Here is a 23150-nt window from a genome sequence, read left to right on the forward strand (position 1 = left end):
TCGCAAAGCAATGGTTACTTGGCCATGATCGCCACGAACAACTCGGACCCCAGAAACCTCTGCAACCAATCCTGTAGCCGAGGGTAGGGCGCCTGGGCAAACCAGTCGCGGTCGACGTGGGCGAACTGCCGTATGAAGGGCATTACTGCTATGTCGGCGAGACTCGGATGATGCGCCGCCAGAAACGGCCGGGTTTCAAGCAAGGCCTCCAGCCTGCGCAGAAAGCGTTCACCCTCGCTACGGTAATGTTCCTTTGGGTACTCGGGATGGCGTTCGGGGTATTTGTAGCGATTCAAGTGCAGCTTGAACACCTGGTCGTTTTCTTCGATCAGCGCCGCCGTCAGCGCCTGGCCTTCAGGGTCGTCCCGTAGTCTCCAGTCTTGCGGATCGTGCTGGGCCAAGGCCCAGTTCATGATCTCCAGGCTTTCATCGATCACCCGGCCATCGACCTGCAACACCGGCACCGTGCCTTTGCTGGAAAGCGCGAGCATCTCGGCTGGCTTGGCCTTCAGGCTGACTTCGACAATCGCCACCTCGACCGCGCTGTAGCGCAAGGCCATGCGCGCCCGCATCGCGTAGGGACAGCGACGGAAGGAATAGAGGGTGGCGTGGCTCATTTCACCTCCACCGTGCTCAAGCCGTTGCCCTGGCGACGCACCTGGATCTGCACCGGGATCCGCTCGTGCATTTCCTGCACGTGGGAAATCACCGCGACCTTGCGGCCCTGGGCCTGGAGGCCGTCGAGGGCGTCCATCGCCAGTTGCAGTGATTCGGGGTCGAGGCTGCCGAAGCCTTCGTCGATGAACAGCGATTCGATCTTCAGTGTGCTGGACGCCATCGAGGCCAGGCCCAATGCCAGGGCGAGGGAAACCAGGAAGGTTTCGCCGCCGGACAACGAATGTACCGAGCGCAGTTCATCGCCCATTTCCGTGTCCATCACCAGCAGCCCGAGCATGCTGCCGCCGCGCTTGAGCCGGTAGCGGCGCACCAGTTGCCGCAGTTGGGCGTTGGCGTGGTGCACCAGCAAATCGAGGTTGTAGGCCTGGGCCAGCTTGCGGAAGCGGTCGCCGGTGGCCGAGCCGATCAGGGCATCGAGGCGTGCCCAGCGCTGGTATTCGGCGTAGGCCTGTTCGATCTGCTGGGCCAGGGCCTGGTTGGCGTTCTGCCGGCGCTGGTCCTCGGCCTGTTCGGCGCGCAGTTCGGCACAGCGCTGTTCGCTGGCGGCGAATTGGCCCTGCAGTTCGGTGAGGGCTTGAGTGAGTTGCTCGGGCGTCAGGTTGCCGTTGTGCTGGGCTTGGTGGTTTTGCAGGCGCTGTTCGCGTTCGGTGAGCAGGACGCGGGCTTGTTCGATGGCTTTTTCGCTGTTGAGCAAGCGCTGGCGCAGCTGGCTGACGTGTTGCTCGTCCAGGCCGAGCAGGGCCTCGAGGGCGGCATCGTCCAGTTCAGGATGTCCGGTGCGCCACTGCGCGATACCTGTGGTCAGCGCCTGAAGTTCGTGGTCCAGGGCTTGGGCCTGTTCCTGGCGGGCCTTGAGTTCGGCGGCCAGTTGCACCAGGTCGTTGCGCAATTGCTGCAACTGCTGATTGGCCGTCGCCTCGGCATCCCGCGTCTGTTCCAGGCGCTGGTCGAGTTGTTGCTGCCAGTGTTCGGCGCTGGTGTGCTCGCCGAGCAGTTGCGTGAGTTTCTCCTGGCAGGCCTGTTGTTGCTCGCTCAGGGCGCTGAATTGCAGGCGGGCCGCTTCCAGGTGCTGGAGGCGGGTCTGCTGGCGGTCCTGTTCTTTCTCCAGGGTCTGCTGGCGCTGGAGCTGTTCGCCCAGTTCGTCGCGCTGCTGTTCCAGTTGCTCCAGGCGCTGGGCGATCTGCTGGTCAAGCTGCAAGAAGGTTGCGGCCGGTTCGTTGCGCAAGGCCTGCAAGGTGTCAGCGGGTAGCAGGGCGCTGAAGTGGCTCAGTTCCTCGTCCAGGCGCTGGCGGTCGCGGGCCAGCTCCTGCTGCTGGTTGCCCAGGTGCTGTGACGCCTGTTGGCTGGCTGCCTCGGCTTCCCGCAGCCGCTGCGCCATGCGCGCGGCGTCTTGCTGCAGGGTCAGCAGGGCGGTTTGCCGTTGTTCGTCCTGGCTGATGCGCAGGTTCAGTTGGCTGTTCTGCTGAGTCAGCCAGGCGTCGCGCTTGTTTGCATCCTGGGCCAGCAATTGCGCCGACAACGGGTGGGCTTCAAGGCTGGGCGCCAGGCTCTGTTGCTGGCTGGCGAGCTGTTCCTGCTGCTGTTTGAGTTCCTTGAGCTGGGCGATGACCCCGCTGTATTGCGCCCGCAAGTCGATGACTTTTTCATTGAGCAAGTCGACGGCCTTGCGGGCGTTGGCTTCTTCGGTTTCGTCAAAGCGCCCGAGGTTTTCCAGCAGGGCTTCGGGCTGATGATAAGGATGCTCGACACTGCCACACACGGGGCAGGGCTGTTCATCCTGCAACTGTGCGCGCAGTTGCTCGACGCTTTCGCTGCGGGCCAGGCGCTGGCGCTCCAGCAGTTCGCGGGTAACGGTCAGGGTCTGTTCGGCGATGGTCAGTTCGGCCTTGGCTTCGCCGCCCTCACGCACCAACCGGTCACGTTCCTGCAACGCCCGTTGCTGGCGTTGTTCAAGCTCGGCGCCGCGTTTGTCCAGCTCTTGCTGACTGGCCCACAGCCGGGTCAGGTCTTCGAAAGCACGCAATTGCTTGCGGTTGTCTTGCAGCAGGGTGCCGAGCAACTGGATCTGCTCGGCCACTGCCTCCGGCTCGGCGCCGGCTTCCTTGTAGAGCACTTCAAGGTCTTGCCGGCGGGTGGCCAGTTCCTCGGCGGCGCGGGTGGCGCCTTGTTCCAGTGTGGCGAGTTCGGCCTGGCCCTGGTTCAGGCGATTGCCGATCAGCATCAGCTGTTGCAGGCGATCGCGATAGGCGTTCCAGGCATCGCTCAGTGGGGCCAGGTGCGTGCTTTGTTCCAACGCGCCAGCGATGCGCTGCAAGCGCTCGGCCACCTGCCGTTGCTGTTCGAGCAAGGTGTCGATGGTGCGCTGGCCTTCGGTGCAGGCCTGTTGCGCCTGTTCCTGGCGCTCGGCGCCCTGGCTGGCGTCGCTGGCGAGGCGGGCCAGGGTGCTTTGCTCTTCAAAGGCCTGGCGCAGCAACGGCGCGCTGTCGCTGCTGTGTTGCCGGGCTGCGGCCAGCGCCAGTTGCGCGGCGCCCAGGCCTTTTTCCAGTTCGGCCTGTTGTTCATGGAGGTCGATCTGCTGCTGGGTGAGTTGCTGGATCTGCGCGGCCAAGGGGTCGAGCTGTCGGCTCAGTTCGGCCTGGCGAATGAACTGATGGCGCTGGGGCGCCAGTTGCTCCAGGCGAACCAGTTTCAGGCGCTCGTCGGCCAGGGCGTTCCAATCGGCCTGGGCCTGTTGCAGCTGTTCGGCGGCGCTGGCGTGTTCATCCTGCAATAGGCCCAGGTCGCGCAGCCAGGTGTGTTGCTGCTCGAGTTGCTTGAGTTGCGCCTGTTGGGCCTTGAGTTGTTGCTGGGCGTCGTTGAAGCGCTGGTCCAGCTCGGCCCTGGCCTCGGGGGCCAGCGGTGTAACGCCGGTGGCCTGGTCTTGCAACTGCCGGTGGCTGTCCTTGGCTTGCTTGGCCTTGTCGAAGGCGCGGCGACCGAGGCGGGTATAAAGAGCGGTGTCGGTGAGTTTTTCCAGCAGTTCACTGCGATCGTTGTCATCGGCCTTGAGGAATGCGCTGAACTCGCTCTGGGCCAGCAGCACGGCACGAGTGAACTGTTCGAAGTTCAGGCCCAGGGCCGCTTCGAGCTGAGTCTTGTATTCGCCTTTCTGGCTCGCCAGCAGTTGATCGTTGTCCAGGTCCCGCAGGCTCTGGCGGCTGGCTTGCAACTTGCCGCCGGCCTTTTCCCGGGCGCGATTGGCTTCCCAGCGAGCCCGATAGCGGCGTCCGTCGATGCCGCGAAAATCCACTTCGGCATAGCCATCGCCAGTACCACGGCGCAACAACGTGCGCGGATCGCCCGTGGCAATGTCGCCATCGACGTCCGGCACCTTGGCGTCGCGCCCGGTGTTATTGAGGCGCGGCACGGCGCCAAACAGCGCCAGGCACAAGGCGTCGAGCAGCGTGCTCTTGCCGGCGCCCGTGGGGCCGGTAATGGCGAAAAGGCCGGCGCTGGCCAAGGGTTCGGCGGTGAAATCGATTTCGAAAGGCCCGGCCAGGGACGCCAGGTTCTTGAGGCGGATCGCGAGGATCTTCATGGCTGCTCGCTCTCCATCTGCACGTCTTGCAACAGCACGGCAAAGTCCTTGAGGGTCTGTTCGTCCACTTCGTTGCCGTAGGTGTCCTGCCAGGCGCGGCTGAACAACTCCTGCGGGCTGAGTTGATCCAGCTCCACCAGCGCGCTGCCATCATCGGCACTGCCGACGCCGCCGTTGCCGGCGTATTCGGCGCCGATCCGCACCAGGCGTACGGCCTTGCCTTGCAGTGCGGTTTCCACCTGGTGACGCAGGTCCGGCTGCGGTTCATCAAGGCGCACCCGCACTTCCAGCCAGGGTTGGCGCTGGACATCGGCCAGCAGGTCGATGTCGGGCAGCTCCTTGAGTTGCACCAGGAGATCGGCCAGCGGCGCCGGGCCCAGGCGTTGCAGGTTGACGGCCCGTGGGATCAGGCGAGGCTCGACCTTGACCAGGGTTTCGCCGTCCAGGGTGATGTCGAGAATTTGATGCTGATAGCCGATCTCCGAAAATGACAGCGGGATCGGCGAACCGCTGTAGCGGATACGCTCTTCACCGTTGACCTTCTGCGGCTTGTGCAAGTGGCCGAGGGCGACGTAGCTGATGCTCGGGCCGAACAGGCTGGCGGGCAGGGCCTCGGCGTTGCCGATGATCAGGCTGCGCTCGGAATCCTCGGACACCAAACCGCCGGCCATGTGCGCATGGCTGATGGCAATCAGCGCCTGGCCCTTCTTGCGCTTGCTGTTGGCCGCGGCGATCAGCCATTCATGCACCTGGCCGATGCCCCGCAGGTAATCGTCGCCCAGCTGCGCACCAGTGACTTCGGCAGGGCGCAGAAACGGCAGGGCCAGGCACCACGCCTTGACCTTGCCCTTGGCATCGGGCAACGGCAACAACAGGCGCTCGACGTCCAATTGGCCGTCGTCCAGCCACAGCACCCTGCCCAGGGCGTGGGTGCGCAAGCGTCGCATCAGCGGCGCAGGCAATTCGATACGCGAGCCGGAGTCGTGGTTGCCGGCGATCATCACGATGGTCAGGTTGGCGTTTTGTTCATGGGCGCTGACGATGAAGTCGTACAGCCGCTCCTGGGCTTTGACCGGTGGGTTGACGGTGTCGAAGATGTCGCCGGCAATCAGCAGCACATCGGGCTTTTCGTGGGTCAGCTGACGCAGCAGCCAGTCGAGGAAGCAGGCGTGTTCGAAATCGCGTTCCTGGCCGTGCAGGTTTTGCCCCAGGTGCCAGTCGGAGGTGTGAAACAGACGCAAGGTGAACTCCAGGAAACAGATGATGGCCGCAGTGAAGAGAAGGGCGGCTAAAAGAGGGAGAGTTTACTGGGAAAAGCCTGACGATGCTGAAGGCCTTGAAAGATCGGCTGACACAACATCTCTTGACGTTTGTCTATCCTGCATGATGTTTGACTGATGTTTGAAGAATGTTCCAACTATGGGCAGGTGCCGCTTCCACGGTTGTTGTCCATCTTCCAGACGTTGTTGCGCACGCTCACGGAGTGATTCAGTGCCCATCTGGAGGGATGTTTAAGGAGGCTTCATGATCCAACGATTACTCCAACTTGACCAAGTGTCGTTCAATCTGCCCGACGGGCGTGTTCTGTTCGATCACTTGAACCATACCTTCAGCGCCAGAGCCACAGGCATCGTGGGTGCCAATGGCTGCGGCAAGTCGTTGCTTGGTCGGCTGCTGGCGGGGGAACAACGGCCCACCAGTGGCAACATCCGTCGAGAAGGACGGGTTTACGCTGTGGCGCAATTACTGGAACCTGAGCGCTATCCCAGCGTCGCCGCGCTGGCCGGGGTCGACCACATCCTGGCGGCACTGGATCGTATTGCCCAAGGCAGTGTCGATGATGACGACCATTTGTTAGTGGTCGACCAATGGGATTGCGCAGCACGCCTTGAGACGCAACTGCAGCAGATCGGCCTAGGACACTTGAATGCCCACGCATGTACCGATGCACTCAGTGGTGGCGAACGGCAACGGGTGGCGCTGCTGGGGGCGTGGTTATCCAGGGCTGACTGGCTCATTCTGGATGAGCCCAGCAACCATCTGGATAGTGATCAGCAACACAAGCTTGCGCAGCAGATCGATCGCTGGCCCAACGGCCTGGTGCTGATCAGCCACGACCGCGGACTTCTGGAGCACGTGAACGAAATTGTCGAGCTGTCACCGTTGGGGTTGGCGGTTTATGGCGGCAGCTACAGTCAGTATGCGGCGGCACGCGAGCAGGAGCAGCAGTCGTTCCAGTCGGCGTTGCAAGGGGAGCGGGCGCAGGCCAAGCGTGAGCAGCGTGAGATGGTCGTGCAGATGGAGCGTCAGCAACGGCGCAATGCCCGCGGCGACCGTCAGACCCGTGAAGGCAATCAGACCAAGCTGATTACCAACGCCCAGAAAGAGCGCAGTGAAAACAGTCAGGGGAAATTGCGCCTCAATCAACAGGTTGCCCGTGAGCAGCAGCAGCGACGGATTGCCGAGGCCCGTGCGCGGTGTGCGCCGGAGATTCAGCGCATGATGCTGTCGCCGGAAAGCACGGTGCCTAACGGCAAGCTGATATTGCAGCTCAATGACGTCGTGTTGCCGTTTGGTTGCGCTACGCCTGTCAATCTGACGTTGACGGGGCCGATGCGTCTGGCGGTTCTGGGCGCCAATGGCAGCGGGAAATCAACCCTGCTGCGGGTCATCGCCGGGCAACTGCCGGCGCAGCAAGGTGAGCTGATACGCAGTTGCGCTATCGGGTGGCTGGATCAACACGCTGGATTGCAGTACCCCGACCGCACGCCAGTGCAATGGCTCCACGAGAGCAATCCCCAGTTGCCCGAAGCCGAGGCCCGAACCCGGTTGGCGCAAATGGGTATTGATGCGGATCGTGCAATGCTCAAGACCCATCAGTTGAGTGGTGGCGAACGCTTGAAAATAGCACTCGCGGCACAGCTGTATTCCCAGTGGCCGCCACAACTGCTGTTGCTGGACGAACCGGACAACCATCTGGACTTGCCCAGTCGAGTCGCGCTTGAGCAAATGCTCAACCAATACCAAGGTTCATTGATCGTGGTTTCTCACGACAGCACTTTTCTACAGGCCATTCATCTGGATGCAGAGCTCCAGCTCAACCTCTAGACGCGTTTTGATTCATTGTCTGACTTTTATCGAAATCACTTCGGATAAAGCGGCGGCAAACCACTGTCGCCCAGCGGGTCCTGGGAGCGGTCTGCGGTGGGGATGGTGCGAATGGCCCGCCACAGGTCTTCGCCCTGCCAGTGCTGGCCGGTCTCGCTATAGAGCGCGCCGTTGAGGCCGTCGAGGGCGTCGGACAGCGGCACGAAACGCGCTGCCATGTCGGCCAGGGTTTCCGGCTGCTGGCGGGCCCAGGCGTCCAGGGCCTGGCGGGTGGCGTGGGGGTCGTTGGCCAGGCAGGTGCGTTTGAGATCATCCAGCAGGGTGCGTGGGCTCGGTCCGGTCTGGGTCGCACGCAGGATCGCCGGTTGCCAGCGGGCGCGCCACCACAAGCCAAAGCCCAGCAGCGTCGTGCAGGCCAGGATCAGGCTGCTCAGTTGCCAATACCACAGGGTCTCGCTGTCGACCGTTGTCACGATCTGCGTCGTGCCGGCCGGCGTGTCCACCATCAAGCTTGGATTGTTCGCCACTTGCAGGGTCCGCGCCGGGAGGCTGGTGCGGTCCAGGTGGTCTTCCAGGGTGTTCCACCAGACCACTTCCACCGGTGGCAGCTCGATGGTCCCGCTGCGGTTGGGCACCAGGGCCTCGCGGTCTTCGCGGCTGCCCACCAGCCCGCGCTCACTGTTGCGGCTGCTAAGGACTGGTTGGTCCGGATAGCGTCGCAGGCCATTGATCTCAGTGGCCGGCAGCGGTGGCAACTGGGCGCTGGCCAGGCCTTCGGCTTCCAGGGTCAGGCTGCGGGTCAGGGAGTCGCCTACCTGGCTGTGGGTCGGTTCCGGGCTCCAGCTTTCACTCAAGGACAGGCTGCGTGCGGGCAGCCAGGGCACATCGGCCGGGTAATCGACAGGCTTGGGTTTGACGCGCAGCAACAGTTGCGCGGAGCTTACCCGCATCAACTGGCCGGGCTTGGGGCCCGAAGGTACGGCGTCCTGGGCCACCGGCTCGACCAGGGTGGCACTGAATGTCTGGGCCGGAATGGTCAATTCGCCGCTGCGTTGCGGGTAGATGCCGTAGCGCAGTTCGATCACGCCATGGCGGACATCGTTGATGACTTTTTCATAGGTGCGCGATTCGCCCAGTTGCTCGGTGCGGGCATCGGGGAGGTGCAGCGGCGTGAGGCTGCTGTCGTCGTACAGCGACACCGAATGGTAGATGCGCAGGGTCAAGATCGCCTGGGCCTGAACATACACTTCGGTCTGGTCGAGGCTGGCCTCGATGAACACCGGTGCCAGGGGCTGAGAGGCGTTGCGGGTTTCGCTTTCGATCACTTGCAGGGTGATTGGCTGGCTGGTCACTTCGCCCAGTTGCAACGGCGGAATGATCACGGTGCCGCTTTGGCGCGGCAGCAGGGTCACGATCCAGCGGGTGGTGGCGCGGTTCTCACCGTCGAGGGTCGTCAACTGGTTGACCTGACGGGTGCCGCGCACATCGAACAAGGCCTGGAGCGGGCCCAGGTCCGGTTTGCCGAATAACGTGGCGTCGTTGGATTCCAGGATCAGTTCCACCGTTTCCCCGGAGTTCAGGCGGCTGCGGTCCACACTGGCCGTCAGCTGTGCAGCCTGGGTTCCAGAGGCCCAGAGCAGCAACACGAGGAGGTAGGCGGTGAAGCGGGTCATTGGGTTTTTTCCTGGGCCTGATGGCTTTGCTGTTCATACCAGAATTTACGCCTGAGCAGCTCCCCTGGATTATCCGGGATCTGACGCAGCCATTGTTCCAGTGCCTGGCGCTGTTCTTCTTCATTGCGCTGACCTGCGGCAGGACGCAGTGGTGGGGTGGTGGTCTGCTCATCGGGCAGTTCGCTGCCTGGTACATCCTGGGCGGTAGGCGGTTGTGCCGTTCGCGGCGGTTGGGACTCGTCCGATGTCGTGCTTGGCTCGTGGGAGGGCTGCCCCGGTTCGGAAGACTGGGTAGCTGAGTCGGCATCCGGCGATTGCTCGGCGGGGTCCGGCTCCTCGCTTTCGGCAGGCTTGGGTTCTTCCGGTACGGGGGCCGGTTCTTTCAACAAGCTTTCCACCAGGGCCTTGTTGGTCTGGGCGGGGCGCAGGTCAGGTTGCAACTCAAGGGCCTGCTCGTAGGCATCCAGCGCGGCTTCCAGTTCGCCGCTCCTGGCCAGCGCGTTGCCGCGATTGTAGTGCGCGCGGGCGTCGTTGCCTTCGGCGAAGCGTCGGGCGGCTTCGCTGTATTGGCCGGCTTCGTACAGGGCGACGCCTTGCCACTGGCTGTCCTCGAAGTGGGCGGCGGCTTCGGCGGGACGCTTTTGCTTGAGCAGGTGCTGGCCCTGTTGGTCGGCCCGCAGCCACAGGTCCTGGAATTCGAAGGCGTGGCCGGTTTGCGGCAACATGAACAACAGTGGCAGGCAGAACAGCCAGCCACGCCGCCCGGCACAGGCGGCCAGCAGCAACAGCGGCAGGAGCAGCCAATAGCCTTGGTCGGCCCAGGTGTCCAGGCGCAGGGTTTGTCCGTCGCTGCGCAGATGGCGAGGGCCGTCCAACAGGCCCAGGCCGCGCAGGTCGCTGTCGTCCAGGCGCGCCGGCCGGTAGCGGCCGTCCAGCTTGTTGGCGAAGGCCTTGAGGCCCGGGCTGTCCAAGCGTGGCAGCAGGATCGAACCCTGCGCATCCTTGAGGTAACTGCCATCTTCCTGGGGCACCGGTGCGCCTTCGCGGGTTCCGATGCCCAGCATCAGCCATTGCGTGGCGGAACCGTCCAGGGCCTGGCGAATGCCCTGGCGTTCCTGCTCGTTCAGCGAAGAACCGATCAGCAGGATCCGACCATGGCCCAGTTCGCCCTGGTCCAGCAGGGTCAGCGCCTTGCGGACCGCGAGGTCGGCACGATGGCCGCTCTGCGGCATGATCGACGGCGCAAGGGCCTCGAGCAGGTTGGCGCTGGTGGACAGGTCGTCGGACAGTGGCACCAGCGTATGGGCGCTGCCGGCATAGACGACGATCGCGGTCTGGGCGTCGCTACGGTTCTGCAACAGGTCCAGGACCTTGCGCCGGGCTTGTTCCAGGCGCGTGGGCGGGACGTCGGTGGCGAGCATTTCCGGGGTCAGCTCCAACACCACCACCAGCGGGTCGGCGGGCCTCTGGCTGGTCTGTTCGACCCGCGCCCAACTTGGCCCCAGCAACGCCAGCACCATCAACAGCCAACCCAGGCCCAGGGCAATCCATGGCAGCCGGCTTTCCCGGCCACTGCCGCCACTGAGCAGCACAGCATGAAAGGTGGGCGGCAGGATCATCTGCCAGCGGCCCACGCGTTTTTGCCGGTGCCACAGTTGCCAGAGCAACCAGCCCAGCAGAGGCAGCAGCAACACGAACCAGGGGCGTAGCCAGTGTGGCCAGAGGGCGATCATCGACGCCTCCGCAAGCGCAGGCGCTTGAGCCGCTGGCGCCACTCGGTGTGTTGGGCTGGCTGGAACAGCGGCTGGTTGAACAGGCGCTGCAACGGATTGTCCGGCCAGCGCGCCCGAGCCACCAGCAACATGCTCAACAGCAGCGCAACGGCCAGGGGCCAGTGATACAGCGCCAGGGCAGGGCGGGCCTGGGTCGGTTGCTGGGCCACAGGTTCGAGCTGGTCGAGGGTGGTCTTGATCGCCAGTAATTGCTCACCATCCTGGGCGCGAAAATACTGGCCGCCGGTGACTTGGGCGATGTCCTTGAGTGTCGGTTCGTCCAGGTCCAGGCTCGGGTTGACGCCGAGTGAACCTGTGGTGCCGCTTTGCTGCGGGTCGGCACCGATGCCGATCGGGTAGATTTTCACGCCTTCGTCGGCGGCCAGTCGCGCGGCGGTCAGGGGGTCGATCTCGCCGCCGTTATTGGCGCCGTCGGTGACCAGGATCAACACGCGGCTGTGGGCTGGCCGCTGGCGCAGACGCTTGAGGGCCAGGCCGATGGCGTCGCCGATGGCGGTATTCTTGCCGGCGATGCCGATACGCGCCTCATCGAGCCAATGGCGCACGGTGCGGCGGTCGAAGGTCAGCGGTGCCTGCAGATAGGCCTGGCTGCCGAACAGGATCAGGCCGACCCGGTCACCTTCGCGGCCTTCGAGAAAATCCCCGAGCATGTGCTGGACCAGCGCAAGGCGACTGACCTCTTCGTCTTTCCATTGCATGTCGGGAAAGTCCATGGACCCCGAGACATCCACCGCCACCAGCAGGTCGCGCCCGCTGGCGGCAATGGGCAATGGCTCGCCCAACCATTGCGGTCGGGCCGCGGCGATCAGCAACAGCAGCCAGAGCAGGATGAAGGGCGCCTGTTGCCGCCAGGTCGGCAGATTGGCCCGGGCTCGCCGACCCACCAGGCCTTCCAGGTCGCCGAGGAAACTGACTTTGAGCGCTGGCTCGCCGCTGTCGGCCGCCGGCAGCACCAGGCGCATCAGCCAAGGCAGCGGCAACAGGGCCAATACCCACGGCCAGGCGAACTCAAACATGTTTGCGAATCCAGATTTCGACCGCCTGGGTCAGGCCGGCGATGGCTTTGTCATCGAGCTTGCATTCGGGTTTGTAGGCGCCTTCCACCAGCACCATCCAGCGGGTCAGGCCGGCTGCCGGGCAGCGGTTATCCAGGAAAGCCAGCCATTTGCGCCCGTTGAGGGTGTGGCTCTGGCTGTAGGGGTAATGGTTGCGACACAGGCGCTTGAGCAACCCGTTGAGCTGTTGCAGCCAGGCTCCGGCCGGCGCCCCATCGTAGGGTTTGGGCAGCAGGGCGAGTTCGGCCAGCGCGGCCAGTCGCACCGGGTCCAGGGGTTGTTCGGCACGGGTGCCGGTGCGCTTGGCGGGAATGAATCGGCGCAACTGCCACAGCCCCAGGCCCAGCAAGGGGATCAACACCAGCAGCAACCACCAGCCCGGCGCGGGAGGCCAGAAACCGATAGGGGGCGGCGCCATCAGCGGCTGCAGTTGATCCAGGTTGCTCATCGACTTTTTCCGGCTCGCTTGGGGTTCAGGTATTCGCGCAGTTGCTCGACCATGTCGCCCTGGGTACTGAGGGGCATCATCAGGATTCGCAGTTTCTGCGCCAGTATTTCCCAACGCTCCTGGCGCGCCTCGGCCTGGGCGCGATAGGCCTGGCGCAGCTCGAAGTTCAAAGTGTCGAGCTCCAACTGTGAAGCGCGCTGGGCGAAGCGCAGCAGGCCGGCGGCGGGCAGGGCGTGATCCAGTGGGTCCGACAGCGGCAACAGCAGCAGGTCGCAATGGCGCGACAGCAGGCTTAGTTGTTGTTCGGCACTGTCGGACAACGCACGTTCGTCGCAAATCACGATCACCAGGCTGCCGGGCCGTAGCACTTCCCGGGCCCGACGCAGGGCGATGCCGAACGAGTCGCGATCCGGCTCGCCCTCGGTGTGCAGCGACTGATTGACCCGCACCAGCCGGTTGAGCAGTTGCAACAGACTCTGTTTGCTGCGCCGCGGCTTGACCTCGTAGTGGGTGTTATTGCCGAACACCAGGCCGCCGACCCGGTCGTTGTGCCCCAGCGCGGCCCAGCCGATCAGGCTGGCGGCCTGGGCGGCAAGCACCGACTTGAACATCAGCCCCGAGCCGAAGAACAGCCGGTGGCTTTGTTCGATCATGATGAAGATCGGCCGCTCGCGTTCTTCATGGAACAGTTTGGTGTGGGGCTCCTGGGTCCGGGCGGTGACGCGCCAGTCAATGGTGCGTACGTCGTCGCCGGCCTGGTAGACCCGCACCTGGTCGAAGTCCACCCCGCGTCCGCGCAGCTTGGAGTGGTGCAGGCCGATCAGCGGGCTGCGCTGGCCTGGCGTCGAGAACAACTGCACCTCGCGCACACGATGGCGCATCTCGATCAGCTCCGAAAGGCTGACGCGGATGCCCGGTGCGGGCGCCAGTGGGTTATTCATGACTCATGCTCAAGCGACAGCGACGACGTCGAGAATCCGCTGCACGACCCGGTCCTGATCGATGCCAGCGGCCTCGGCTTCGAACGACAGAATGATGCGATGGCGCAGCACGTCGAACAGCACGGCCTGGATATCTTCCGGGCTGACAAAGTCGCGTCCGGCCAGCCAGGCGTGGGCACGGGCGCAGCGGTCAAGGGCGATGGAGCCCCGCGGGCTGGCGCCATAGGCGATCCACTCGGCCATTTCCGGATCGAACTTGGCCGGGTTGCGGGTGGCCATGATCAGTTGCACCAAGTATTCCTCCACGGCGTCGGCCATGTACAACCCGAGGATTTCCTTGCGCGCGGAGAAAATCGCCTGCTGGCTCACGCGGCGTTCGGGCTTGGTCTCGCCGTTCAGCGCTTCACCCCGGGCCTGCTGCAGGATACGGCGTTCCACCGCGGCATCGGGAAAGCCGATCTTGACGTGCATCAGGAAACGGTCGAGCTGGGCTTCGGGCAGCGGGTAGGTGCCTTCCTGCTCGATCGGGTTCTGCGTGGCCATCACCAGGAACAGCGGCGACAGTTCATAGGTGCTGCGCCCAACGCTGACCTGGCGCTCGGCCATGGCTTCGAGCAAGGCCGACTGGACCTTGGCCGGCGCGCGGTTGATTTCGTCCGCCAGCACCAGGTTATGGAAAATCGGCCCTTGCTGGAACACGAAACTGCCGGTTTCCGGGCGGTAGATTTCCGTACCGGTGATGTCGGCGGGCAGCAGGTCAGGGGTGAACTGAATGCGATGGAACTGCGCTTCGACGCCTTCGGCCAGCTCCTTGATGGCCTTGGTCTTGGCCAGCCCCGGCGCGCCTTCGACCAGCATGTGGCCGTCGGCAAGCAGGGCGATGAGCAGGCGCTCGATGAGTTTTTCCTGGCCGAGAATCTGCGTTGAAAGAAAGGTTCGCAGCGCAAGCAGCGCTTCACGATGTTCCATCGGTGACTGTTCCTGGAAAGGGTGGCCCCAGGCGTTCGGATAACGCCGGGGCTGGGGGCGTTACTTTAATGCATGGCGGGGGGTGGCGACTAACGGGATTTTGTCTGGTGTGCGGATTTGTGATCGGTTTGGAGTCATTTGTGGGAGCGGGCTTGCTCGCGATGACGGCGGTACATTCAACTTCAATGCAGACTGATCCACCGCTATCGCGAGCAAGCTCAGCTCCCACAGGGATTGGCGGTGGACACCGACCCCAGGAACACCCGAGACCAGTGTGGGAGCGAGCCTGCTCGCGATGACGGCGGCACATTCAACTTCAATGCAGCCTGACCCACCGCAATCGCGAGCAAGCTCAGCTCCCACAGGGATTGGCGGTGGACACCAACTCCATGAACACCCGGGACCAGTGTGGGAGCGAGCTTGCTCGCGATGACGGCGGCACATTCAACTTCAATACAGCCTGATCCACAGCAATCGCGAGCAAGCTCAGCTCCCACAGGGATTGGTGGACACCGATTCCATGAACACCCGAGACCAGTGTGGGAGCGAGCCTGCTCGCGATGACGGCGGTACATTCAACTTCAATACAGCCTGACCCACCGCAATCGCGAGCAAGCTCAGCTCCCACAGAGACCTGCGGTGAACACCGACTCCAGGAACACCCGAGATCAGGGTGGGAGCCGAGCTTGCTCGCGATGACGGCGGCACATTCAACTTCAATACAGCCTGATCCACAGCAATCGCGAGCAAGCTCAGCTCCCACAGAGACCTGAGGTGAACACCGATTCCATGAACACCCGAGATCAGGGTGGGAGCCGAGCTTGCTCGCAATGACGGCGGCACATTCAACTTCAATACAGCCTGATCTACAGCTATCGCGAGCAAGCTCAGTTCCCACAGAGACCTGCGGTGGACACCGATTCCATGAACACCCGAGATCAGGGTGGGAGCCGAGCTTGCTCGCGATGACGGCGGCACATTCAACTTCAATACAGCCTGATCCACAGCTATCGCGAGCAAGCTCAGTTCCCACAGAGACCTGCGGTGAACACCGATTCCATGAACACCCGAGACCAGTGTGGGATCCGTGCTTGCTCGCGATGACGGCGGTGCATTCAACTTCGATACAGCCTGACCCACCGCAATCGCGAGCAAGCTCAGCCCCCACAGAAACCTGCGGTGGACACCGATTCCATGAACACCCGAGACCAGTGTGGGAGCGAGCCTGCTCGCGATCACCGTAGTAGATCCGGCACCTCATATTCGCGCTACTTTTGCATCCGAATCTCATCCACCAGCAGCCTGATAGCTGGCCTGTCGATCAGATCCCTCCACGGACCATCCTCCACGATTGCCCCGTCATGCATCACAATGACCCGGTCAAACCGATGCAGGTGGTCCACGTCATGGGTGACACATATCAACCCCTGCCCGGCAAATACGTCGAATAACAGGTCCCAAAGAGGCGTGGTCAGCCTGGGTTCGATGGATGCGCTTGGCTCGTCGAACATATTGAATTTTCCAGGCTTGTTGATCAGGCGCAGCAGTGATAGGCGTTTGGCTTCGCCTCCGGAGATATTCGATGCATTTTCGCTGACCTGCCGTGTTGTCACGATCTCATCCAGTTCCAATTGCCGTATGGCTCTAGACAAAATCGGCGATGCGCTGCCTCCGAACAGAACCGATTGTTCAAAAGAGCCTTCCAGAAACCGCGGTTGTTGGGGGCAATACCTCAAGGCGTCCAAGTGAGCCTGACCGGACAACAGTGAGACCGGTACCGAGTCGATACTCAGTTGGTCTCGCTTTGATGCATCAAGCCCGGCGAGGACTTCCAGAAAAGTGGTTTTACCTGCGCCGCTAGGGCCCGTGACGGCCACTGATTGCCCTTGAGCAAATGCCAGGGAGCGCTTGATCGACAGGCGAAGCGGTCCCGTTCCTGCCACTTCGCAGGGGCCGAGTTCCAGAACTGAGGACCGCTGGAAATCAACCCAGGCCAGCCGATTGCTGCGAGCGAAATCCGGAAGTGATAGCAGACCCTGAAATTGACGCTGGTCTGCAAGGAACTGATCAAGAACACGATACCCTTCGGTCAAGGTTGAAATACTGAGCAGATAACTCCCCGCGATTGAAAAAATGGCAACCAGCTGCCCGACACTGATACTGGGATGAGCCGAAAGTTGATCCGCGACGCCCCAGTAGAGCAATCCCCCAGTGGAAAGGCTTACGAACAGTATCTTGGCGGTGCTCAGCAGACCGCCAGATGATGCCGTAGTCACCGCAGCGTTGGCATAACGTCCGAACGCCGCGTTCAACGGGCGCAGGGCGGTAGGTATGGCAGTTTCCAGTTTTATGATTTTCCCAGCGTTGAGGGTGTTGTAGAGGTGGGCACTTAACTCATCTTCCTGTTCATTGACTGCATCGATGTGCTTTCTCCGCCATTTGATAATTTGATGGGTGGCAGCCAGATAGATAATTCCGAACGCCGTCATGCTCAAGAAAATTTTACCGCCACCTATGTAAATAAAAGCAGCTCCAACAACTATGAATTCCAAGAGGACGGGAAGCGCAATGGTCACAATGAAAGTGAGCAGTTGTTCGTGCGCAGTAATTCCGCGCTCCACCGATTTGATGAAGTGGCCGATTCTCCAAGAGTTGAATAACGAAAACTCTTTGCCTATGAGTTCGGTGATCCACTCAATGGAAGCGTTCATGATAATGCTCTGTATCAGCTTAGACAGCGCATGGAGCTGCAGAGGAGTGATGATGGCATGAATGCACCCCGCGACAATCAGGCCTGCCGTCAGTGCGAGCAGGGTGCTGGATGCTGGGTTTCTGTTACCTTGCAGAGTGTCGATGATGGTTCCGAGCAACAGTGGAGGAGCAAGTGTGATGAGCTTGAGTGCGATGATTGTGACTATAGTCATTGCTAGAAGTTTGGTGTGTTTTTTATAGGCGTTTTTTATCATTGCCCGAATGTTATTCATGTACTCACTCCTGCTTGCTTTGTGTTCGATAATTCAACCGCGTAACACGTACTGAGGCACCACCAAGCGACCGTTTCTAATGATATTGAAGCGCTCAAGTCCTGGAATATAAATTTGAGTGACGATGCTGTTGCTTGAAAAGCGAGCTACGGTTCGGCGGAATATTTTCATTCCTATGTTTGATAGGTTTTTTTGCAGTTTTTCCAGTTGTGCGGAAACTGTCATGGAATTGATGTGTGCAGGGGCGTCAATTGTAGGAAGTGTCGCTTTTGTGACGGGTGCGAAGTCAATCAAGTGTTTCAAGTGTCTTGATTTAGATAATAGATCAAAGGTTTCTCTATCTATAGATTCTTCAGCGGCATCATATAAGTCCTCGGACTGGAATTGTTCAGTAACTGCCCTTTGGATTGCAGTATGGATCTCAAGCGAGCATCCGGAGCCAATGGGTGAAAGATGGTGAGCTCCAGGGCCCGCTTTGGGAAAAGCCACTGCAAAATAAACTGACAGCACGTCCTTGATTATGATTACTTGCAGCCTGTTCGCTGACGCCAAGGCAGCGGGGTGGCTCCTCAGCGCTGTTTGAAGCAACGCGGCAGAAGGTGTGTATAGTTCCATTGCCGGACCGAGGCCACAGACAGCCATGTAGAAAAGAGAGAGGATATGCCTCTCGATTGTTTCGTGGGCACCATGTAACAGTGCTTCGTTCTCTGTGCAACCAAAAGCAATTCCTGAGTTTGATGAGTAGCGAGATAAAAAGTGCAGTGCGGAACTCGAATCTTCGTGGATGTTTTGCGTCGTTTCAGGGCGTAGAAGGGCGCACGGCGCGAATAGCTCTTCATTGTTGTTGAGGGAGGTCAGCCTGAAACATTCGATTAATTTTTCGGTGTGAGGCAGGCTGGTAAAAATTCCATCTTCTTTAACTGCTTTTTGAGTAGCTATCCTGTCGGAGCGGTATCGCATGGGAGCATCAGCAAGAGGCTGAAACGTGCTGAAGTGTTCAATGCTTTCTGCCAGTGCGCCTATTAATGAGTCTGGTCCCTTGCCAGCCCCCGATTCAACGAGGTTGTCGTTTCCATCAAACAGTTCGGCCGTCGCTACTAGCTTGGATGGTGTCGTATACCGTGTTACTGCACTGAGGCCCAGTGTATGGAGCGTAGACATGATATTGAATAGCGCTTCGGTGGGTGATAGTTCTCGTTCTGACATATGGATCTCCGTCAAAGGATGCCGAAAGGAGATCCTTCCGGCATCTGTTCGCCGATATTTAATCGGTCACTGGCTTAATTGGTCAGCGACGCAAAAAAATTGGCTTCCGTTGCGAGGAGGTCTTTAGAAAAGCCTAATGCCTGCGGCAGGCCAAAAAAGGTATGATTTATTTCAGAGCGTTTCCTACCCATGTCGATTTACTCCAATGTAGTTAATGGGCGTCGCGATGCGAGCGCCCAACTTGCGTTTGTTCGCAAGTGATTAATTAATAGCATTGAGGGGAGGTGAGGACTATTGCACGACTTCCGAGGCTGACGTAGGTTCGCTCTTGCCGTTGAGTAGGAGGGGGGTGTAGGAATGTATCTGCTTTGTTTAAAGTGTGGTTTCTCTCTACTGTTCTCTCTGTTTGGTATGTTTATATTATTTTAAGCAAGGATCAAAAGGATAATCTGGCAGCGGTGTTCTAAGGCGGGTATGCCCGGAAAGTTTGTGTTGCGTGCACATCTAAATGAACACAGATGCCATCGCGACCCCGCTTGCGATGGCATATTCGAAGGCGGCAATAGGTCAGCCGATCCACGCCCCCGCATTCACCAGGTTCACCGGCCGCTCACCCGCCAATGCCATCAGCAAATTGTCCACCGCACAACGCGCCATCGCCTCCCGGGTCTCGTGGGTGGCCGAGCCCATGTGCGGGGTTGCCACCACGTTATCCATTTGCAATAGCGGCGAATCCGCACTCAAGGGTTCGCGCTCGAACACATCCAGCCCCGCGCCTCGGATCTGCCGGTTGCGCAGGGCGTCGATCAGCGCCGCTTCATCCACCACCTTGCCCCGGGAGATATTGATGAAGATGCTCTCGGGACGCATCTGCGCGAACGCTTGCGCACCGATCAGCCCTTGGGTCTCGGCGGTCAAGGGCAAGGTCAGGCAGATGAAGTCCGCCTGCTGCAACAGTGTCTCGAGGCTGCAATAGCGCGCGCCGAAACGCTGCTCCACCGCGGGCTTGGGCGAATGGCTGTGGTAGAGCACCGGCATGCCGAAGCCGAAGTGGCCGCGTTGGGCCAAGGCTTCGCCGATACGGCCCATGCCGATGATGCCCAGCGTCTTGCCATGGACATCGGTGCCGAAATGCCGGGGGCCGATGCTCTGTTGCCAGTCGCCCGCGCGGACCAAGTTGGCCAGCTCCACCACCCGCCGGGCGGTTGCCAGGATCAGGGCGAAACCGGTGTCAGCGGTGGTTTCGGTCAGCACGTCCGGGGTGTTGCTGAGCAGGATCCGGCGTTCGGTCAGGTAGTCGATGTCGTAGTTGTCGACCCCCACCGAGACGCTGGCGATGGCTTGCAGGTTCGGCGCCAGGTCCAGCAGCGTCGCATCCAGCTTGAGGCTGGCGCCCAGCAGGCCGTGGGCGGCGGGGAGGGCGTCGCGCAGTTGCGCCAGGCCTTGGGCATCGAGGCGCTCGATAAGCGTGACGTGGGCCTCGGCTTGCAGGCGAGCCATCAATTGGGGGGACAACGCTTTGTACAACACCACGTGCTTTTTCATGGGATTGGGTCTCGATTCAGGAACGGGCGGGCGCCGGGTCTGGCGTCGCGGTATGGGAGACTTCCCGGTCGCTGGCGCCGGGCTTGAGGGCGAGGGTCAGTACCACCGACAGCAGCAACGCGCCGCTCATCAGCAGGAAGGACATGCCGGGGGAGCCGGTGGTGCCGTTGAGGTAGCCCACCAGGTACGAGCCGCCGAACGAACCCAGCGCGCCCATGCTGTTGATCAACGCCATGGCGCCGCCGGCGACGTTGGCCGGGAGGATTTCCGGAACGATGGCAAAGAACGGACCATACGGCGCGTACATGCAAGCCCCGGCGACCACCAGCAAGCCATAGGACCACCAGAAATGCTCGGCCCCCAGCAGGTAGGAGGCGTAGAACGCGACGGAGGCGATCAGCAGCGGCGGCCAGACAAAACGCTTGCGCTTCTGCGCCTTGTCCGACGCCCAGGACACCACCAGCATGCCGATCACCGCCGCCAGGTACGGCAAGGACGACAGCCACCCGGCCTCGACCATGTTCATTTGCAGGCCGGCCTTGAGGATCGACGGCAACCACAGCACAAACCCGTAGACCCCGATGCTCCAGCAGAAAAACTGCAACGCCAGGATGATCACCTTGGGCGAGCGGAAGGCCTCGGCATAGTTTTTCACTGCCTTGATGCCGACCTGTTCAGCCGCCAAGGCGCTTTCTAGGTCCTGTTTCTCCTGGTCGCTGAGCCACTTGGCCTGGGCCGGACGATCATCGGCCAGGCGCCACCAGATAAAGGCCCAGAGCACCGCCGGCAGGCCTTCGATGATGAACATCCAGCGCCAGTCGAACTGCTGGACCAGGTAACCCGACACCACCGACATCCACAGCATGGTCACCGGGTTGCCAAGGATCAGGAAGGTATTGGCGCGCGAGCGTTCGGCCCGGGTGAACCAGTGGCACAGGTACACCAGCATCGCCGGCATCACGGCGGCCTCGACCACCCCGAGCGTGAAGCGGATCACGATCAGCCAGTAGGCATTGGAGACCACACCCGTCAGGGTGGCCAGCGAGCCCCAGAGGATCAGGCTGACGAAGATCAGCTTCTTCACGCTGTGCTTTTGCGCGTAGATCGCCCCCGGTACCTGGAAGAAAAAGTAACCGAGGAAAAACAGCGCGCCGAGCAGCGATGACAACCCCGGGGTGATCATCAGGTCCTTGGCCATGCCCGAGGCGGCGGCAAATCCATAGTTGGCCCGGTCCAGGTAGGCCAGGCTGTAGGTGATGAACACAATGGGCATGATGTACCACCAGCGGCGGGTGGCGAGGTTGAGCGTTTGCATGTCGTTGACTCCTGAGCTTGTTGTTTTTGTTGCAGCAGGTGCGTTTTGTGGTGGCTCTATCGCGAGCAAGCTCGCTCCCACAGGTGTTAACTCGATCCCATGTGGGAGCGAGCTTGCTCGCGATAGGCGGTTTCAAATTCAGCCAATAACTCAAGGCGCGTCGGCAACCCTTCCATGTCGCCACGGCTCTGCACCGCGCGGCTGCCAATCCAGTTGGCGCGCTGCACGGCCTCGGTGATGGCGCGGCCTTCGAGCAATGCGCTGATCAGGCCGACGGCGAAGCCATCGCCGGCGCCCACGGTGTCCACCACCCGGGCCACCGGCACGCCGGCGATAACGCCCTGGTCCAGGTGCGTGCGGTAATAGGCACCATCCGCGCCGAGCTTGATCACGACGATTTCGGCGCCTTGATCCAGATAGAACGCGGCGATGTCGGCCGGGTCGTCGAAACCGGTCAGCAAGCGACCTTCGCCGAGCCCTGGCAGGACCCAGTGGGCGAGGGCGGCGAGGCGATTGATCTCGGTGATCATCATCGACTCGCTGGCCCACAGGCTCGGCCTCAGGTTAGGGTCGAACGACAGGCTGCGGCCGGCCTCGCGCATGCGGCTCATCAATTCAAGGGACATCTCGCGGGCCGAGACCGACAACGCCGGGACGATGCCGGTGGCGTGCAGGTGACGGGCTTCAAGCAGCGCTGGCGCGATGGAATCGATCGACAGATGACTGGCCGCCGAGCCGCGACGGAAATACTCGACCTGCGGGTCGCTGCCATCGTCGGTACGCGACTTGAACTGAAAGCCGGTGGGGTGTGTTGGATCGACCGCCACGTGGCGACAATCCAGGCCTTCGTTTTCCAGGGTCTGCACCACGAAGCGTCCCAGGGAATCAGCGCCCACCCGGCTCAGCCACGCCACCTTGAAGCCCAGCCGCGACAGGCCGATGGCGACGTTGCTGTCGGCCCCGGCGATGCGCTTGTGGAACTGGTCGACGCTGGCCAGGTCACCGCGCTGGTCAGCCACCAGCATCGCCATGGTTTCGCCGAACGACAACACATCGAACTCAGGCATGGGCAGGCTCCCGGTACGATTGCCCAAGACGGGACAACGTGGCGACATGGCCAGTGGTCAATTGCAGCAAGTCATCGCCCTGCAACGGGTATTCGGCGGCGCGCATGACCCCGACGGGCATGTGCTTGAGCAGTTGCTCCCACAGGTGCAGGTCGGTCATGGCCGGAGGCACGGCGACCAGTTTGCCGTCGGCGCGCCGGGCCACTGCCTTGCAATGCACATAAGCCACATACCGTCCGAGCTGTCGGGCGGCCACGGCGGCCGATTGGTCCTGCCATTGCCAGTTGCCAATGTCGAAGGTCATGCCGACGGGCAATGCGTACGCTTCTGCTGCGCTGAAGAACCGTTGAAACGGTTCGATCCGTCCGCCTTGCAAGGTCTGGTCGTTTTCCACCAGCAACTGCACCGGGCTTGCGCCGAGCACATCCGCCAGTGCCGACAGATCATGGGAGTCGGTGAAATGCCCGAGAGAGACTTTCAGCCATGCCGAGCCGAATGCCTCGGACCGTTGCAGGGCCAACGCCAGGGCCGGGTTGGGCCTGGACTGACCGGCGAGCCACAGCTCCAGTGGCGACGAGAAAACACTTTGCAGCCCCTGGGCGCGAGCGCGAGCGGCCAGCTCGGCGGGCTGTTCGGTGGTGAGCAATTCTTCGCGCCATTCAATGCGCGAGGCCCCGGCGGCTGCCAGCAGATCAATGAAGCTGCCTTGGCCATGTTGCCGTACCAGGTCGGCGCCGTAGCTGGAAAGGCTGATGGAGACGGGTGGGTTGTTCATTGTTTTTATACCTCTG

At 61.6% G+C, this 23150-nt stretch carries 16 protein-coding genes; 1 reads left to right on the forward strand and 15 read right to left on the reverse strand.

Annotated elements, in window-relative coordinates:
* Positions 1-14: 14 nt before the first annotated feature.
* From LQ215_RS03050 to LQ215_RS03060, 3 genes are read right to left on the reverse strand one after another with little or no spacing between them, the layout of a single operon-like run.
* Positions 15-617, reverse strand: a complete 603-nt coding sequence (locus LQ215_RS03050; protein WP_230147374.1) for a glutathione S-transferase — start codon at positions 615-617, stop codon at positions 15-17.
* Positions 614-4255 carry an SbcC/MukB-like Walker B domain-containing protein gene (locus tag LQ215_RS03055; RefSeq protein WP_230147375.1) on the reverse strand — a complete coding sequence of 1214 codons (3642 nt, stop codon included), beginning with the start codon at positions 4253-4255 and terminating at the stop codon, positions 614-616. Before LQ215_RS03055 ends, LQ215_RS03050 begins: the two co-directional genes overlap by 4 nt.
* A complete protein-coding gene (locus tag LQ215_RS03060; RefSeq protein ID WP_230147376.1) occupies positions 4252-5496 on the reverse strand; it encodes an exonuclease SbcCD subunit D C-terminal domain-containing protein in 1245 nt (414 codons plus the stop codon). Before LQ215_RS03060 ends, LQ215_RS03055 begins: the two co-directional genes overlap by 4 nt.
* A 283-nt stretch (positions 5497-5779) precedes the next feature.
* Here LQ215_RS03060 and LQ215_RS03065 point away from each other — a divergent pair, with 283 nt between their 5' ends.
* Positions 5780-7363, forward strand: a complete 1584-nt coding sequence (locus tag LQ215_RS03065) for an ABC-F family ATP-binding cassette domain-containing protein (RefSeq protein ID WP_230147377.1) — start codon at positions 5780-5782, stop codon at positions 7361-7363.
* A gap of 35 nt (positions 7364-7398) precedes the next feature.
* Here the strand turns inward: LQ215_RS03065 and LQ215_RS03070 are convergent, their stop codons facing one another.
* From LQ215_RS03070 to LQ215_RS03125, 12 genes are all read right to left on the reverse strand, one after another.
* Positions 7399-9036, reverse strand: coding sequence for a BatD family protein (locus tag LQ215_RS03070; RefSeq protein ID WP_230147378.1), 1638 nt, complete (start codon positions 9034-9036; stop codon positions 7399-7401).
* Entirely contained in the window at positions 9033-10769 is a 1737-nt protein-coding gene (locus tag LQ215_RS03075; protein ID WP_230147379.1) for a VWA domain-containing protein, read from the reverse strand. Before LQ215_RS03075 ends, LQ215_RS03070 begins: the two co-directional genes overlap by 4 nt.
* Entirely contained in the window at positions 10766-11845 is a 1080-nt protein-coding gene (locus LQ215_RS03080; RefSeq protein WP_230147380.1) for a vWA domain-containing protein, read from the reverse strand. Before LQ215_RS03080 ends, LQ215_RS03075 begins: the two co-directional genes overlap by 4 nt.
* Positions 11838-12332 carry a DUF4381 domain-containing protein gene (locus tag LQ215_RS03085; RefSeq protein ID WP_230147381.1) on the reverse strand — a complete coding sequence of 165 codons (495 nt, stop codon included), beginning with the start codon at positions 12330-12332 and terminating at the stop codon, positions 11838-11840. Before LQ215_RS03085 ends, LQ215_RS03080 begins: the two co-directional genes overlap by 8 nt.
* Positions 12329-13273, reverse strand: coding sequence for a DUF58 domain-containing protein (locus tag LQ215_RS03090; protein ID WP_058543644.1), 945 nt, complete (start codon positions 13271-13273; stop codon positions 12329-12331). The genes LQ215_RS03085 and LQ215_RS03090 overlap by 4 nt, the downstream gene beginning before the upstream one ends.
* 9 nt (positions 13274-13282) lie before the next feature.
* Entirely contained in the window at positions 13283-14242 is a 960-nt protein-coding gene (locus LQ215_RS03095) for an AAA family ATPase (RefSeq protein ID WP_003202654.1), read from the reverse strand.
* A gap of 1268 nt (positions 14243-15510) precedes the next feature.
* Positions 15511-17226 carry an ATP-binding cassette domain-containing protein gene (locus tag LQ215_RS03100; protein WP_230147382.1) on the reverse strand — a complete coding sequence of 572 codons (1716 nt, stop codon included), beginning with the start codon at positions 17224-17226 and terminating at the stop codon, positions 15511-15513.
* A 33-nt stretch (positions 17227-17259) separates the two neighbouring features.
* Positions 17260-18432: a YcaO-like family protein gene (locus tag LQ215_RS03105; RefSeq protein ID WP_230147383.1), complete on the reverse strand. Its 1173-nt coding sequence runs from the start codon at positions 18430-18432 to the stop codon at positions 17260-17262.
* 567 nt (positions 18433-18999) lie between these two features.
* Entirely contained in the window at positions 19000-19977 is a 978-nt protein-coding gene (locus LQ215_RS03110) for a 2-hydroxyacid dehydrogenase (RefSeq protein ID WP_230147384.1), read from the reverse strand.
* 16 nt (positions 19978-19993) lie between these two features.
* Entirely contained in the window at positions 19994-21292 is a 1299-nt protein-coding gene (locus LQ215_RS03115) for an MFS transporter (protein ID WP_230147385.1), read from the reverse strand.
* A gap of 86 nt (positions 21293-21378) precedes the next feature.
* A complete protein-coding gene (locus LQ215_RS03120) occupies positions 21379-22359 on the reverse strand; it encodes a sugar kinase (protein WP_230147386.1) in 981 nt (326 codons plus the stop codon).
* Positions 22352-23134: a sugar phosphate isomerase/epimerase family protein gene (locus LQ215_RS03125; RefSeq protein WP_230147387.1), complete on the reverse strand. Its 783-nt coding sequence runs from the start codon at positions 23132-23134 to the stop codon at positions 22352-22354. Before LQ215_RS03125 ends, LQ215_RS03120 begins: the two co-directional genes overlap by 8 nt.
* Positions 23135-23150: the final 16 nt, after the last annotated feature.

The organism is Pseudomonas brassicacearum, from assembly GCF_918698105.1.
Lineage (GTDB): Bacteria > Pseudomonadota > Gammaproteobacteria > Pseudomonadales > Pseudomonadaceae > Aquipseudomonas > Aquipseudomonas brassicacearum_F.

What these genes read in the sequence shown, in the direction of transcription:
- LQ215_RS03050 (WP_230147374.1), bottom strand. Translation starts at nt 617, where the DNA reads ATGAGCCACGCCACCCTCTATTCCTTCCGTCGCTGTCCCTACGCGATG.
- LQ215_RS03055 (WP_230147375.1), bottom strand. Translation starts at nt 4,255, where the DNA reads ATGAAGATCCTCGCGATCCGCCTCAAGAACCTGGCGTCCCTGGCCGGG.
- LQ215_RS03065 (WP_230147377.1), top strand. Translation starts at nt 5,780, where the DNA reads ATGATCCAACGATTACTCCAACTTGACCAAGTGTCGTTCAATCTGCCC.
- LQ215_RS03070 (WP_230147378.1), bottom strand. Translation starts at nt 9,036, where the DNA reads ATGACCCGCTTCACCGCCTACCTCCTCGTGTTGCTGCTCTGGGCCTCT.
- LQ215_RS03075 (WP_230147379.1), bottom strand. Translation starts at nt 10,769, where the DNA reads ATGATCGCCCTCTGGCCACACTGGCTACGCCCCTGGTTCGTGTTGCTG.
- LQ215_RS03080 (WP_230147380.1), bottom strand. Translation starts at nt 11,845, where the DNA reads ATGTTTGAGTTCGCCTGGCCGTGGGTATTGGCCCTGTTGCCGCTGCCT.
- LQ215_RS03085 (WP_230147381.1), bottom strand. Translation starts at nt 12,332, where the DNA reads ATGAGCAACCTGGATCAACTGCAGCCGCTGATGGCGCCGCCCCCTATC.
- LQ215_RS03090 (WP_058543644.1), bottom strand. Translation starts at nt 13,273, where the DNA reads ATGAATAACCCACTGGCGCCCGCACCGGGCATCCGCGTCAGCCTTTCG.
- LQ215_RS03095 (WP_003202654.1), bottom strand. Translation starts at nt 14,242, where the DNA reads ATGGAACATCGTGAAGCGCTGCTTGCGCTGCGAACCTTTCTTTCAACG.
- LQ215_RS03100 (WP_230147382.1), bottom strand. Translation starts at nt 17,226, where the DNA reads ATGAATAACATTCGGGCAATGATAAAAAACGCCTATAAAAAACACACC.
- LQ215_RS03105 (WP_230147383.1), bottom strand. Translation starts at nt 18,432, where the DNA reads ATGTCAGAACGAGAACTATCACCCACCGAAGCGCTATTCAATATCATG.
- LQ215_RS03110 (WP_230147384.1), bottom strand. Translation starts at nt 19,977, where the DNA reads ATGAAAAAGCACGTGGTGTTGTACAAAGCGTTGTCCCCCCAATTGATG.
- LQ215_RS03115 (WP_230147385.1), bottom strand. Translation starts at nt 21,292, where the DNA reads ATGCAAACGCTCAACCTCGCCACCCGCCGCTGGTGGTACATCATGCCC.
- LQ215_RS03120 (WP_230147386.1), bottom strand. Translation starts at nt 22,359, where the DNA reads ATGCCTGAGTTCGATGTGTTGTCGTTCGGCGAAACCATGGCGATGCTG.
- LQ215_RS03125 (WP_230147387.1), bottom strand. Translation starts at nt 23,134, where the DNA reads ATGAACAACCCACCCGTCTCCATCAGCCTTTCCAGCTACGGCGCCGAC.